General features: G+C 72.7%; 10 protein-coding genes. 5 read left to right on the plus strand and 5 right to left on the minus strand.

The features are described 5' to 3' along the window. Positions 1 to 48 precede the first annotated feature (48 nt). Positions 49 to 1,497, minus strand: coding sequence for an aminotransferase-like domain-containing protein (locus IFU19_RS14495; RefSeq protein WP_192212047.1), 1,449 nt, complete (start codon positions 1,495 to 1,497; stop codon positions 49 to 51). Between the two features lie 19 nt (positions 1,498 to 1,516). On the opposite strand from IFU19_RS14495, the gene IFU19_RS14500 reads away from it, so the two are divergent. The 3 genes from IFU19_RS14500 to IFU19_RS14510 all read left to right on the plus strand — a co-directional run bounded on the left by IFU19_RS14500 (position 1,517) and on the right by IFU19_RS14510 (position 4,601). After that, complete coding sequence (locus IFU19_RS14500) at positions 1,517 to 1,867, plus strand: hypothetical protein (protein WP_192212048.1); 351 nt, start codon at positions 1,517 to 1,519, stop codon at positions 1,865 to 1,867. Positions 1,868 to 2,194: 327 nt separating this feature from the next. Beyond that, positions 2,195 to 4,045, plus strand: a complete 1,851-nt coding sequence (locus tag IFU19_RS14505; protein WP_342343433.1) for an HNH endonuclease signature motif containing protein — start codon at positions 2,195 to 2,197, stop codon at positions 4,043 to 4,045. Between the two features lie 226 nt (positions 4,046 to 4,271). Further along, positions 4,272 to 4,601 (plus strand): SMI1/KNR4 family protein, encoded by a 330-nt coding sequence (locus tag IFU19_RS14510; RefSeq protein ID WP_207301774.1) that lies wholly within the window; start codon positions 4,272 to 4,274, stop codon positions 4,599 to 4,601. A 207-nt stretch (positions 4,602 to 4,808) separates the two neighbouring features. On the opposite strand, the gene IFU19_RS14515 is transcribed toward IFU19_RS14510, so the two are convergent. From IFU19_RS14515 to IFU19_RS14525, 3 genes are read right to left on the minus strand one after another with little or no spacing between them, the layout of a single operon-like run. Further along, positions 4,809 to 8,162, minus strand: a complete 3,354-nt coding sequence (locus tag IFU19_RS14515) for an ATP-binding protein (RefSeq protein ID WP_192212051.1) — start codon at positions 8,160 to 8,162, stop codon at positions 4,809 to 4,811. Next, positions 8,159 to 9,073 (minus strand): DUF4194 domain-containing protein, encoded by a 915-nt coding sequence (locus IFU19_RS17090; RefSeq protein WP_342343434.1) that lies wholly within the window; start codon positions 9,071 to 9,073, stop codon positions 8,159 to 8,161. Before IFU19_RS17090 ends, IFU19_RS14515 begins: the two co-directional genes overlap by 4 nt. Continuing rightward, positions 9,066 to 10,541: a DUF3375 family protein gene (locus tag IFU19_RS14525; protein WP_192212052.1), complete on the minus strand. Its 1,476-nt coding sequence runs from the start codon at positions 10,539 to 10,541 to the stop codon at positions 9,066 to 9,068. The genes IFU19_RS17090 and IFU19_RS14525 overlap by 8 nt, the downstream gene beginning before the upstream one ends. Before the next feature lie 268 nt (positions 10,542 to 10,809). Here IFU19_RS14525 and IFU19_RS14530 point away from each other — a divergent pair, with 268 nt between their 5' ends. Further along, positions 10,810 to 12,174, plus strand: coding sequence for a hypothetical protein (locus IFU19_RS14530; RefSeq protein WP_192212053.1), 1,365 nt, complete (start codon positions 10,810 to 10,812; stop codon positions 12,172 to 12,174). Positions 12,175 to 12,197: 23 nt separating this feature from the next. Continuing rightward, on the plus strand, positions 12,198 to 13,760 hold the full coding sequence (locus tag IFU19_RS14535) for a S8 family serine peptidase (RefSeq protein ID WP_192212054.1): 1,563 nt from the start codon (positions 12,198 to 12,200) through the stop codon (positions 13,758 to 13,760). Positions 13,761 to 13,770: 10 nt separating this feature from the next. Here the strand turns inward: IFU19_RS14535 and IFU19_RS14540 are convergent, their stop codons facing one another. Continuing rightward, positions 13,771 to 14,397, minus strand: coding sequence for a DUF1028 domain-containing protein (locus IFU19_RS14540; protein ID WP_192212055.1), 627 nt, complete (start codon positions 14,395 to 14,397; stop codon positions 13,771 to 13,773). Between the last annotated feature and the right edge of the window lie 152 nt (positions 14,398 to 14,549).

Genomic DNA, 14,549 nt, shown 5'->3' on the forward strand with positions numbered 1-14,549 from the left:
GGACCGCGCCGCGTCGCGCCGCGCGGAGCGGACCCGATCGGTGCCCGTTCAGCCCCTCCCGGCGTATCCCCGCCACGCCTCGCCGAGACGCTGAATTCCGGCCTCGAGCACCGCGGGCGTCGAGGTGACGGGGATGCGGATGTGGTCGTCGGCATCCACGTCCGACATGAACTGCGCCGACCCGGCCACCGACACGCCCAGCCCCGCGGCGTAGCGCGCGAAGCCGGCCGCCGAGCCCGACGGCAGCTGCGCCCAGAGCCACAGCCCCCCGCGCGGCGGACGGAACCGCCAGTCGGGCAGGTGGACGGCGAGCAGCTTCGCCGCGGCGTCGGCCGCTTCGCGGTGCACGGTGGCCACGGTGCGGCGCAGGACCGGAGCCTGCGCGATCAGGTCGATCGCCAGCAGCTGCGAGGGGACGCTGGTCGACAGGTCGGTGGTCTGACGCAGTCCGCGCAGTCGCCGCACGAGCACCGGGTCCGCCCGCAACCACCCGACCCGCAGGCCTTCCCATGCCCATTTCGACAGCGACTCGACCACGACGATGGGCGCGTCGGGGCGCAGGCTCGCCAGTGAGGGAGGGGTCACGCCGTCGAACGACACGTGCGCGAGCACGCGATCCTCGATCACCGTCACGCCGTGCTCGGCGGCGAGATCCGCGATGCGCCGGCGCACGGCGAGACTCGTCTGGACGCCGGTGGGGTTGTGATTGTGCGGGTTCAGCGCGATCAGAACGGGTCGGCGCACCACGATCGCCATCTCGAGCGCGTCGATGTCGACGCCGTCGGGCGTGAGCCGGATGCCGTGCACCTGGCCTCCGCGACGACGCACGGCATCGGTGAAGCCGGGCCAGGCCACCTCTTCGGTGAGCACGGTGTCGCCGGGGGAGACCAGTTCGTCGACGAGCAGGCTGAGCGCCTGCTGCGCCCCGTGCGTGACCAGGATCTGCGCCGACGTCGTGGCGGTGCCGTCGTCGGTCATCAGCTGCGCGATGAGGGAGCGCAGGGCGGGGAGGCCCGCGGGGTCGCCCTCGACGGTGCTCGCGTCGAGCACGGGCCGGTGGCGCTGCACGATGTCGACGGCGAGCGGCAAGATCGGGGGGACCGCGCGCAGCAGATCGATGCTCGAGGGCAGGGTGGCGTACAGCGCCTCCGCGCGACCGGCGCTCTGACGCGCGGCCGTCGGGGGCGTCCCCGCGACGCGCGTGCCGCTGCCCTGGCGGCGATCGAGGATGCCGTCGTCGTACAGCCGCGCGTAGGCGCTGACGACCGTGCCCCGCGACACCGAGACGGTCGCGGCGAGCGTGCGTTCCGAGGGCAGCCGGTCGCCGCCGCGCAGTTCCCCCTCGCGCACGAGCCGGGCGATGCCGTCGGCGAGGCTCGCCGAGAGGGTGGCGTCGGTCGTCGCCCAACGGCCGAGGCGCAACGCCAGCTGTTCCGCCGAGACGACAGCCGTGCGCTGGTCCACCAGGGCGGAAGTGGCTCTGTCGAGAAGGGTCATACCTGGTGATTCTGGTCCAATGGCCCTCTCGTTCGCATCCTCTGATCGCATCCCCAGTCCATTCACTCCCCAGTGGACCATTGCCGCCGTCCTCGAGTGGATCGGTGTCGACGACGAGCGCTGCCACGACGAACGGCTGTTCGAGATCCTGGATGCCGTGGACCAGGCGCTCGCGGGCGATTCGGTCGCCGGAGCCCGCACCGCTCCCGGGAGCCACGCGGTCGTCCCCTCGGCGCGGGTCGTCGTGCTCGTGCGCTCGGTCGCCTCGCGGGTCGTCGCCGACCCGGCGCAGGGTGTTCGGCGCCTGGGCGAGGTGTTGGGTTTCGTGGAGCGGACGGAGGTGCCGCGGGGGGTGCTCGTTACGGTGTGACGGGTTCGTGGGGAGTGGCGCGGCGGGGAGGTGTGGGCGACTGGCGACTGGCGACTGGCGGGTGTGGGTCGGTTCGCGGTGTGGGTCGGCTTGTGTCGGAATGGTGCAGCGCGCGTCGGCTCGTGAGGATTGGTGCAGCGCGCGCGGGTCGGCTCGCGGGTGGGTCGGCTCGCGTGCGGCGAGCGGCGCGTACGCGCAGCTCCGCTCTGCTCGAGCAGGCTCCCTAGGTGCCGCTCGCGGCGATGTCGTACCCCCTCGCTAGATTGGGTGCATGGACACCATGGACCTTCGAAAGGCCGGTCACAGCCGGTTTCTTCGGGGTGGGGCGTGCCGTGGCCCAGCGATGAAGACCTGTCCGCCGACGCCGCCACGGCGTGGGCGATCGACGTGGGTTTGGTCGACCCCCACCCGTTCGGTGACGGTGCCACCGGCGCCGCCGACGAGGATGGCGCGTGGCTCCTCACCTCCACTCCCGCGCACCTTCTCGGCGAGCTCGAGCACCACGTGCGCGAACGCCACCGGGCCACGGCCGCGGAGTACCGCCTCCTGAGACTGCTGCTCGACGAGGCGGTGGCCGATCCCGAGCCGTGGGTGGGTCCCGACCCGACCCTCGACATCGCGTGGACCGACCCGCGGCGGCGCACCGTGGCGGCGGTGCGCCGCGATAGGCGTGACATGGCCGCACGGGCGGTGATCGCCGAGATCGCGACGCGCCTGCGGCTGTCGGAGCAGACGGTGCGCACGCGAGCCGCCCATGCCGAGACCTTGCAGAGCCGTTGTCCCGAGATCTGGAACGCCTTCGTCGAGGGCACGATCTCGGAGCGTCACGCCGTCGAGTCGGCGCGGCTGACGACGTCTCTTCCCGACGAGCCCGAGTCGTCGCCGGCCGACGAGCCCGAGTCGCCGCCGACCGGACCGACCGGGGCAGATGGCCCGGCGCCTGGTCCCGACGGCTCGACGCTGCTCCCCGACGTGCTTCTGGACGACACGGCAACGCTCGCCGACGAACCGGCTCTGGCTTCGGGCGAGCAGGCTCCGGCCTCTGGCGGGCCGGCTCCGGCCTCCGGCGAGCATGAATCCTGGCGGGCGTTCGACGAGGGTGCCCTCGACCGCGCTCTCCGGCTTCCGCCCGCGCGGTTCTCCGTCTCGGCGCGCGCTCTCCGCGAGCGCGTGCACCGCGAGTCCCTTCAGACGCGGCACCGTCGGGCGGCTCGCGACCGAGGCGTGTGGCTCGCGGCCGAACTCGATGGCATGGCCACACTGACCGCTCTGCTTCCCGCGGATCGTGCGCACGATGCCCTCGCGCATGTCGATCGCGCAGCCCGTCACCTGCGGGTGGCCCCCGATGAGGAACGAACGCTCGCGCAGCTGCGGGCCGATGCTTTCGCGGATTTGCTCACGCGGTCCACGGGCGGGGCCGGGTCCCGCGCGGCGACCGGTTCGATCCATCGCGCCGAGGAACGCCCGGCGAGTGCGGGTGGTCGTACCGGCGACGGCGCTTCCTTCGCTGTGCCGAATACCGCCGTGCCGGCTGCCGCCGTGCCGGCTGCCGCCGTGCCGGCTGCCGTGGTACCGGCTGCCGTGGTACCGGCCGCCGCCCCGCCAGCCGCTGCCCCGCCGACTGCCGCCGTGTCTACTGCAGCCGCGCCGACTGCCGCCCCGCCGCCCGACGCCTCACCGCCGACGCCCTCCGCGCCCCCGGATCGTCGCGCGTCGATCGTCATCACGGTCCCCGCACTCACGCTTCTCGGAGCAGGCGACGAGCCCGCTCGTCTCGACGGGTACGGCCCGATCGACCTCGACACGGCTCGGCGTCTCGCCGGCGAGGCCACCTCGTGGGTGCGGATCCTCACGCATCCGCTGACGGGCGTGCCCCTCGCCCTCGATCGGTCGACCTACCGCGTGCCGACCGCCTTGCGTCGATGGTTGGGCGTGACCTCGCCGACGTGCGTCTTTCCAGGATGCGGACGACCCGCGCGCGAGTGCGACCTGGATCACCTGGCCGCGTGGAGCGCCGGCGGTGTCACCGATGACGACAACCTCGCACCCGAGTGCCGACATCATCACCGCATCCGTCACGAGACTCGGTGGAATCCCTCGCGCGACCCCGACACCGGCGACCTGCGCTGGACGTCGCCGCTCGGCGCCCAGATCGCCGAGGATCCGCCGCCGTTCTAGCCGAGTCGAAGCGGGCACGCCGCCGCCGAGGTCGACGATGCAACGCCGGGGCAGGATCGAAGCCGTCGGCCCTCCCGTCGTGGTTGGCCTGTGACATGATTCTCCGCGTGAGCGGCGTGGACGATCTGCCAACCTGGGCCGACCTCCCGTGATTCTCGGAAGACTGGGAGGGCTCCGCCTTGCCCGTGCGGGCGGAGGATCTCGACGAGCTGGAGCAACTCGTCGGATGCGCGTTGCCACGGGCATTCCGCGCGTTCTATCTGCGGACAACGGCGGGTGGCCCCTCGCTGAGTCAGGAATGTTGCACGGCTTCACGGCGGTCAAGCACGGAGCGCTCCCGATCGAACGGCTGTGGGCGGACCTTCGCCAAGGCGGCGGCGACGCGTTCGACGAGTGGATGCCGTTCGCACACGATCCCGGGGGCAACCTGTTCTTGCTCCACGTCGGCCGCGAATCCACGGGAGCCGTGCGGGTCTACCTCGGCGGCGAAGACCGGTGGATGCCAGCTGCGGACTCCTTCGAACAGCTGCTGCGTGTGGTGCCTCGGGACGGCTGACGAACACCCGAGAACGCCCTTGCCCACGCGCCCGGGCCGTTCACGACCCGGTGTCTCGGCCCGGCAGTCTCGCCCCCGAGTCTCGGCCCCGGAATCTCGGCCCCCGCGTCTCCGCAGCGACGGCTCACCCCGCCCGCCGAGCCCGCAGCGTGGAAGCACCCCTCCGCAGAGATGCCCCACCCGGCCCACCCGGCCCGCAGCGCCGCCTCACCCCTCCGCCGCGACCCCCACCTTCGCCTTCGCCCACGACCGTCCGCGCGTGTCCTTCAAGATGTCGTACTCGACGTCGACGTGCGGCTCGATCGCGCTGTATTTGTCGTTCGGGGCGCCGATGACGAGCTGGAATCCGAGGCCGCGCCACGCGCCGATCGCGCGCTTGGTGAAGTGCGCGTCGGCCTTGATCAGCGCCTCGTCGAGGAACACCGGGGCGTAGCGGGGGCGCTCGGCTCCGGCATCCCCGAGCTGGTACCGCAGCGCCGCTCCGACGATGAACGCGATGAGCTCCTGCGACTCCCCGCCGGATTTCTCACCGATGTGGTCGTAGAGGGCGACGTGCTCGCCGGTGTCGGCGCGGAAGCGCTCGGCGCTCACCCGCACGTGGTTGCGCACGTCGACGAGGTCGGCGAAGTCGGGCGCTGTCGAGCGGATGCGGTTGATGAGGCGCGCCATGCGGGTGTACACCGCTTCGCGTTCCTCGTCGGACGAGGCCGCGTCGATGGCCGCACGCACGTCGCGCAGCTCGCGACGGAAACGGCGACGCACCTCGGACTGCCCCTCGCGCGGCACGATCTGCAGGCGGTGCTCGTCGTCGTAGAACGGCAGGTCCTGCATGATGTCGTTGATCGGCGCGATCCGCTCCCGGATCTCACGCAGCGCCCGCGTCAGCGCCGAGTCGAGGCTCGTCAGGTCGTTGCCCGACAGGCGCAGCAGACTGTCGCGCCACTCCGCTTCGAGCTCGTGCAGGCCGCTCGCTTCGAGGTCGGCGAGGATCCGCTCGAAGTCGCCGAGCGACTCGTCGGGGTCGGCGAGCAGGTTCGGACTCGGCCACCGGTCGGTGAACGCGATGAGCGTGCGCCGCAGGCTCTCGCGCTGGTCGCCCCACGTCTCCTGCGCCGACCGCTGTTCCTCGAGCAACCGTCGGGAGGCGGATTCGAGGGCGGCGTCGAAGCTCGCCAGGAGCTGCGACGGCGTCGCGTCCGACGCTCCCGGTGCCACGAAGAGAGCGTCGAGGTAGTCGATCTCGTCGGGCGAGAGGGCGGTCTCGGAATCCTCCGCGCGTTCGATGAGCATCTGCGCCGCGTCGACGTCGTCGGTGATCTCGGCCCAGCGCGCGGCCGTCGCCTGCTGTTCGGTCTTGGCCCCGCCGATCTCCTCGCGCAGGCGGCCGGCCCGGGCACGGGTGCCCGAGATCTGCTCCTGCAGCTCGGCGATACGGGGATTGCCGGCGGTGATGTCGGCGATCGTCTCGTTCCAGCGGTCCAGATCGCGCTGGACGGATGCCACGTCCACCTGGTCCCATGACAGGTCGGCGATCTTCTCGAGGGCGCTGCGCCGCTCGTCGAACGCGTCGAGGGCGGTGGAGGCCTCGTCGACCGTGGCTTTGGCGGCCGTGAGGGCGCGGCGCGCGGCGACGATCTGCTCGCCGAGCTCGGTCAACCGCACGCGCGACGAGAACCCGAGCACGCTCTGACGGATCGACCCCCCGTGCGCGCCGCGTGCACCCTGGCTCGTCTGCCCCGAGATGGTGAGCGCCAGGCGGTGCCGCGACAACTCCGACGCGGCATCCACGCAGACGAACGCGAACTGCTGCTCGAGCCGGTCCTGCAGCCACCCGGTGAAGGGCGAGGTGCGGAATTCCAGACGCCCGGGAAGGGTCGCCGGATCCAGCCCGCCGCGTTCGGGGAGCCCGGTCGACACGCCCTCGAACCGCAGGCGCTCCGACAGCCGGACGCCGTCGATCGCCGCGCGGAACGATGTCAGGTGCGCGGCATCCACGAGAAGGGTCGTCGCGAACCCCCCGAGCGCGAGGGTGAAGGCCCCGCGCCACGGCTCGTACTCGGTGCGCACGTCCACGAGCTCGGCGACGAAGGGCAGCTCGGCGGCGGTCAGACCGGCGGCCTCGGCCAGGGCCTCGCGTGCCTCGTGCAGACGGGGCGGGATGTTGTCGTCTCGCGTCTGCGTGCGGCGGTGCTCGGCCTCGAGGGCGGCGAGCTGCTGGCGCAGGTCGGTGTGGGTGCTGCTGGCGGCGACGAACGCGTCGCGGACGGCCGTCTTGGCATCCGCGTCACCGAGGGTGCGGCGCGCGTCGTCCACGAGGGCGGCGAACTGCTTCTCGGTCGACACCTCGGTCTGCAGCACCGCGAGCGCCGTCTCGAAGCGCTCCCGGTCGCGCTGCATGCCGGCCAGGCGCCGCTCGAGCGTGCGGAGCTCGCGCTGGGCGGCGTCGAGGCGGTCGCCGCCGGCCGCGCGCAGCACGTCGCCGAGGCCTTCGCGCTCGGCTTCGGCGGCGTCGGCGAGGGCCTGGCGTTCGCGCACGAGCGCGTCGGTGGCGTGCGTGCGGTCGCGCAGCTCCGCCTCGACCGCGCCGAGCAGATCGACTCGGCGCTGCGCCCGCCAGAGCGAGGCGCGCGAGTCGAGGTCGGTGAAGCGTCCGAGCGCGTCGATCAGCTGCAGACGTTCGGCGGCCTCGTCGATGCGCGTTTTCATCGCACGGATGGGCTGCAGCGCCCGCACCTGCTGGCGCGCCTCGAGCATGCGCGTGCGCGTCGACTCGAGCCCGTCGAAGTGCGACACGACGGCGTCGGCGACGGTGAGGGTCTCGGGCTCCTCGAGCACCATGCGCTTGTAGAGGTCGTCGACGGTGGTGATCTGCTGCCCGGCCTGGATGCGCGCGAGCAGGCTCATCGCCTTCGTGCCCGCCCCCGCCGCACCGATGCCGAGAACGCCGTGCAGTCGGGCCGAGAACTCGCGGTCGGTGGCGAGGGTATCGAGCCCTGTCGCCCGCACCGCCGCGTCGGACAGGTGCTGCTGCGCCGCCCGCTCCAGGTCGCGCAGGTCGAACGCGCCGTGCACGGTGGCGCGCACCTTGACGGCGTCGTCGAGCGTGCGGGCGGCGGCGGGGATGTACCAGGCGCGCACCGCGGTGAAACGGGCGCCGTCGTGGTCGGCCCAGGTCATCGCGATCGCGGTCCACGTGTCGACACCGTCGCCGCGCAGCACCCGGATCTTCGTGCCCTCGTCGGTGCGCGACTCATCGAGCTTGCCGCGGCCGTACGAGAGGATGTTGCGCTGCTCCTGCCCGCGCGGACGCCCCACCACCGCACCGTTGGAGGCACCGTTGAACGGGGTGGTGTGCGGCATCATGAGCGCGACGTACGCGTCCATCAGCGTCGACTTGCCCGAGCCCGAACCACCGCAGAGAAGCGTCGCGGTGGGGGCGAAGCGCACGCGATGCGTTCCGTCGTAGCCGCCCCAGTTGACGAGCTGCAGGTCTTCGGCCACCCACTGCTGTCCGCGCGAGGCGGCCGGAATGAGGCCGAACAGGGTCTCGAGCATGGTCATCGGGGGTCTCCCTCGAACGTTCCGGATGCCGCGACCTCGCGGTCACCGGCAGCCTCGGCATCCTGTGTGTGCTCGTCGAGGGCGGATGCCATGACGCCGCCCTCGCGTGGGCTCCCGGCATCCTGTGTGTGCTCGTCGGAAGCGGATGTCACGACCCCGCCCTCGGGTGAGCTCCCGGCATCCCGCGTCTGCTCCTCCAACCAGAGCTGCAGCTCGCGGAGCGTCTCGGCGCTGAGCACGACCTCGATGAGCGGCCCGATGCGGTACCGCCCCTCGGACTCCTCCTCGATGATGCCCTCGCGGTCCAGTCGCGCGATCGCGGTGCGCACGGCCCGCTGCTGACTGGCGCGCGTGCCGTCGGTCTCGGCGAAATACGTCAGCACGGTCTGCTCGACCTCTTCGACGTCGACGCGCGCCGACGCGGTGCCGGCGGTCGTCTCGCGCTGGAACACCGTCCGCAGATACACGAGCACGAGCGTCTCGGCGCGCGAGTACGCCTCGTCCTTCAGCAGGATGGGCACGTCGATCTCGTCGCTGCGCACCTGCTCCTTGTACGCGACGCCCCGCGCGTGGTCGACGACGAGCCGCACGAACAGATCGTTCAGACGCGACTCGATCATCTGCTGGTGCTCGAGCAGCAGCTTCCACTCGGCGGGGGAGTTCTCGGCGCTCAGGAACCGGCGCTGCAGGATGCGCACGAGCACGCGCCGCACCTCGGAGTCCAGGATGCCGCGATCGCCGGGGAACAGCGCGTCGGGGTCGTTCTCCATCGCGACCGGGGCGATGAAGGCGGAGGACTCCGTGCCGCCGGGGGAGACCTCGGCATCCGGCGACGACGGCGTCGTCGAGGACGCGGGGGCGTCGGCGCCGTCGCGCGCGCGGGAGGGTGCGAACACGTCCTCGTCAGTCATCGGCATCCTTTTCTCGCAAGCTGTTCGCTCTGACCGCCCCGAAGGCGAAGCGCCGGGTGGTGCCGTCGGGGCGTACGGCCTCGACGATCGAGACGTCGTCGGTCTCGGTGAGCCCTCCGCGATGCACGATCTCGAGCAGGCCGACCAGATCGACCGGGCGGCGGGTGTCGGCGGAGCCGCCCGAGAAGGCGGTCGCCAGGTCGAAGCCGTCGCCGAGCGTGGCGACGTACGCCTCGAGCTCGGCGTAGTGCGGGCCGCCCCAGGCGCGGGTGTCGGCGTCGACGAACTCGGCCTCGACGTCTGCGGATGCCAACGGCGCCGGCGCCCCGGCCGGACGCACGTCGCTGAGCGACTGGCGCAGGTGCCCGATGTCGGCGAGCGGGAGCGTGCGCACGGGCTCGACGCGACCGGGGGTCTTGGTCTGGCTCCAGCGGTGGAGCCCCGCCATCACGCCGCGCAGCAGGTCGTCGACCTGACGATCGCGGATGGGATCGTGTGTGCGCACCTGCGCGGTGATGACGTGCGAGGCCCGCCGCTGGGCGGTGAGCACCTCTTGTACGCCGGCTTCGACGCGCCGGGCGATGGCGTCGAGCTCGGCCCGCTGGTCGGGGGTCATCAGCCGCGAGAAGGGCTGGGTGAGCACGGCGTGCAGCTGGTCGGTGAGGTCGTCGATGTTCTCGGGGTCGCCGATCAGACGCAGCGCGCCCTGGAAGGCTCGACCCTCGGGGGTGGCCTGCATCACCTGGCGCCCGCGCTCGAGATACTCGCGCAGCACCTCGCCGGTGGGACGCACGTCGCGGCGGAGCTCGGCGACGACGTCGCGCTGCATCGCGGCGATCGACTCCGCCACGCGCGAGAAGTCCGCGGGCAACTCGCGCGCGAGGTGGATGACGTTCTCGGCCTCTTCGAGCAGGTGGTCGTCGTCGAGGGGCTCGACGACGCCCTCCTCCAGCGCGGCGATCTCGGCATCGAGGGCTGCCCGCTCCTCGAGAAGTGCCTCGCGGCGTCGGGCGGGGTCGCTCTCGGCGTCGCGGGCGAGGCGCTCGACCGCGTCGAGAAGCGTGCGCACGCGCGAGCGGGAGACACGGGCGCGGCCGCCGCCGGCGCGACCGGCGATCTCGAGGGCGCCCACGGCGTGCGCCGAGAGGCGGTACACCTCGACGTCGTCCTCGATCTGCAGGCCGAGCCAGCCCACGCGCACCCAGCCGCGACAGATCTCGCGCGCCGACCCCGCGGGGATGCGGCGGTCGTCGTCGGTGTCGTAGCCCGCCGCGCGCAGCTCGTCGATGGCCTCGGCCACCTCGACGTGCGCGTCGGCGACGGTGACCGCCGCGCGGTCGGGGGTGAAGACCACCGAGAGCACGGCCACGACGAAGGGGGCGAAGCGCCCGTGCAGCAGGTCGAGTGTGGGGTTCTTAAACGCCGTCACCGAGCGCAGGTACGCGGCTTCGGTTCGGGTGCTGCTCACTGGCTCGAGTCTACCGGCGCCCCGCCCGCGCCGCCGGATCGGCGAGGTCGTGCGCCGCGACGGGTGATGTTACGGGTGAGCCCTGCCGTCTCCGGGCGCCCGCTGCGCGTCGGGAACGGCAGCCGGATGCCGTTCCCGACGCGCCGCTCACCCGCTCCGGCCCCCGCGACCGTCCGCGGGAGCCGCCCGTCACCCCGGGCATCGTCGCGAGAACGCCGTGTGCCACGGCGCCGGTCGCCCCCGCGGCCGACGACGGGAAGGATGACCGGTGCGTCACAACCTCGACGGCCTCCGGGCTCGGATCGATCTGTCCGGTGCCGCCCCGAGTCGGCGCGCCGTGGTGGCGGCGGGCACGTGGGCGGTTCCCGCCATCGCGCTCGTGGTCACGAGCCCGGCCCTCGCGGTGTCGGGGGCGACGTTGTCGTTCTCGTCCGGCTCGTACGCGGGAGTGCCCTGCGAAGACATCACCGACGCCGTCGTCCGCGCGGCCACGGGCGGCGTCCCCCAGGCGGGCGTGAGCGTGGTGCTCCAGCTCTCCGACGGCTACACCTTCGATGCGGCCGCCGTCACCGCCACCGTCGTCACCGACGCCGACGGTACGGCCCCGTGCGGCACCATCCACGTTCCGGGCAGCGGCGCGACCGGCACCCTGGCCGCCTCGGCGAGTGGCGCGACGAGCGCCTCGGCCACCCTCACCGCGTTCAGCGGACGGCTGCTGATGACGCCGGGGACGCTGTCGGCGGTCTCGCTCGTCCCCGCGGGGGCGGTGCCCCTCGCTCACGACCTCTTCCTCCACGACGCTGCGCTCTACCGCGCCGGTGTCGGGGTCGTGCACACCGGGGTGGCAGCCGCGGGCGCCCTCGCCGAGGCGCCCGCGAAGAACGGGGCCTTCCTGCTGCCCCTGCGTCTCGAAGACGGCTCCGCCGCGGTCTACGACACGCAGGCCGGGACGGTCGTCCCCGCCGTCGGCATCCCCTCCGGGGCGACGCCCGTGGCGGCCGATCTGTTCCTGGCGGGCACGACCGTCTACCGCGCCGGCGTCGCGATCGCCACCGATGTCGCCGCCTACGGCCAGCTGCTCGAGCATGAGCAGGGAGGGGGCGGCACCGGACAGTTCGAGCTGCCCTACCGCGCCCTGGACGGGACGCCGCGGTTGCTGCGCGTCCCGCTCGACGAGACGCGCGCCGCCTTCGAGTTCGACGGCCCGTCGGGAGCACCGCGGGGTGCGACGCCGGTCGCCGGCGACCTCTTCATCGCCGACGGCGTGCTGTATCGCGTCAGCTGGGACGGCGACTGCCCCTACGGTGCCGGTGCCGTGGCCACCGGGATCGCGTCGTGGGGAACCCTCACCCCGAACCCCTCCTACGTCGGCGAGCGTCTGCTGCCCGTGACCACGTCGTCGGGGGCGGCCACGCTGTTCATGGTGTCGGGCAACACCGTGCGCGAAGCCACGGCCGTCCCGAACGGTGCGACCCCGATCGGTGTCGACCTGTTCCTGCTCGGCGAGAGCATCCACCGCGACGGCGACGGCGTCGTCGCCACCGGCGTGGCCGCGGCCGGATACCCCGTGCCCGCGGCGTCGGGGTCGTCCCAGATCGTCATCCCCCTCGCATCCGTGGCGCCCTCATGCTGAGCCGTCCGCACGAAGGAGAACCCGTGACCCCCACTCCTCGCCCGCCCGAGCGTCGCCCGTCCGGTGCTCGTCGCTGGTGGGCGGTCGGCATCGTCGGGGCCCTGCTGACCACCGCCGGCGTGGTCGGTGTGTGGCCCTCCGCCCCCGCGACGCCGGAGGCCGCGGCCTCCCCGCCGCCGGCGCCCGCGGTCACGGCGGCGACCCCGTCGTGGTCGGAGGCGATCGGCATCCCCGCGGACGCCACCGAAGAGGAGCGGCTGCGGATCGAGCTGTCGTACGACCTCGTCGCCGTGCCGACCGCGCGCTACGACCAGCTGCGCGCCCTGCCGGACGTCTCGGAGGTGAGCCCCGTCACGCGCGGCGACACGGTCTACGTCGCCGTGCCCGCCGCCGAGGTGCCGACGATCCTCGCGGTGATCCCCGAGGCCCGCTTCCTGCCCAACGAGATCGTCACGGCATCCGCGGATCAGACCCCCACCCCCTCGTGGGGTCTGGATGCCGTCGACAACACCGCCGCCCTCACCGACGACCACTACCTGTACGACTCCACGGGAGCCGGCGTCACGGCGTTCATCGTCGACAGCGGCGTGCAGTCCTCGCATCCCGATTTCGGGGGGCGCGTCGACGCCGCCAACGGTCACAGCGAGGTCGACGACGGTCGGGGCACCGAGGACTGCAACGGTCACGGAACCCACGTGGCGGGCACGGTCGGCAGCACCACGTACGGCGTCGCCAAAGACGTGCGGATCGTGCCCGTGCGGGTGCTCGGCTGTGGTCGGGAGGGCTCGGGCCTCGCCCTGCTGTACGCGATGTTCTGGATCTACGACAACCACGACGGTGCGAACGCGGTCATCAACATGAGCCTCGGTCTGCCGCGCAACGCCTTCGTCGACGACATCATCGACGACGGGATCGAGCTCGGTTTCGTGATCGTCGTCGCCGCCGGCAACGAGACGCAGGACGCGTGCAACGTCTCGCCCGCCGGCGCTCCCGACCTGCTCACCGTGGGAGCGATCGACTCGGGCCGTTCCCTCGCGTGGTACAGCAACTTCGGTTCGTGCGTCGACATCCTCGCCCCGGGTTCTGAGATCACCTCGACCTACCTCGACTCCTCGACCGCGGTGTTCGACGGCACGTCGATGGCCTCCCCGCACGTCGCCGGCCTCGCCGCCCGGGTGCGCGAGCTGCACCCCGCGTGGGGGCCGGCCGAGGTGCAGGCAGCCCTGACGACCGCGGCGGCGACCGGCCACGTGGCCGATCTCCCGGCCGGGACGCCGAACCTGCTGGCCGCCCTCCCCGCTGTTCCCCGCATCACCGCGCTGACGGCCACCGCCGACCCCGCGGGTGTCGCCTTGGCCTGGACCACCAACGACATCGGCACGCCCACCGCCTTCTCGGTGACGGTGACCGACACCTCGACCGGTCGCGCCTATCCCGTGGTCGTCGCGCGTCTTCGCGGATCGACCGTCTTCACCGAGGTGGCATCCGGTCGCACCTACAGCGTGAGCGTCACGGGCACGGTGCGGATGCCGGCGGGAACGGCGTCGACGACCGAGACGGTCACCACCGAGTACACCGCGCCGTAGCGCCCCCTCATCACCGGGCGCGGGCGGGTGCCTCGGCATCCTGCCCCGCGAGGCGGCGGAGGCGCGCCAGCTCCGGAACAGGGTCGGTGTGGTCGTCGACGCGCAGATCGAGCAGGGTGTCTGTGCGGGAGGCCACCAGCAGTGCGGCGCTCTGGCGGCCCCGCGCATCGCCCCCGGCCCCGTCGCCCGCGGCGAGCGTCTCCAGCAGCCGGTCCGCCAGATCGATTCCGGCCGTCGCCGTCCAGGTCTCGGCCATCGCCTCGAGCACCTCGCCGCCGACGAGCAGGTTGCCGACGAAGACGGCATCCGGCCCCACCCGGTGGCCCGCCCAGGCGGTGATGTCGGCGCCGGAGCGCGCCGCACCGTCGCCGGCCCAGCCGAGCACGGCGACCTGCCGCAGGCGCGACCCGTCGTCCCAGTCGGGGACGCGAGCGACCGCCGCGGCCGCGTCGGATCCCGCCCGCATCTCGTCGAGCAGCAGCGCGCGCAGCGAGCGGTTGGTCCACGCCTGACTCGCCACGACGCCCACCGCCGCGGCGACCGTGAGCACCGAGGCGCCGACGGCGAGCGATCTGCTCGCGGTGGCGGCGCCGATCCGCCCGCGCAGAGGGTCGCGGCCGAGGACGGTGAAGGTCATGGATGCTCCCGAGGGGTCGGCGAGGGGCGCCCGGGGGGATGACGGCGGTTTGTGAAGATCGTGTTTCGGTGCCGGCCGGGGCTTGTGTCCGTCCCCATGCTTGCACATACTGATCGAAACATCATCTAAATGATGATTCGCTCACCCGATTG

The sequence above is a fragment of the Microbacterium sp. CFBP 8794 genome (genome assembly GCF_014841235.1).
Taxonomy (GTDB): domain Bacteria; phylum Actinomycetota; class Actinomycetes; order Actinomycetales; family Microbacteriaceae; genus Microbacterium.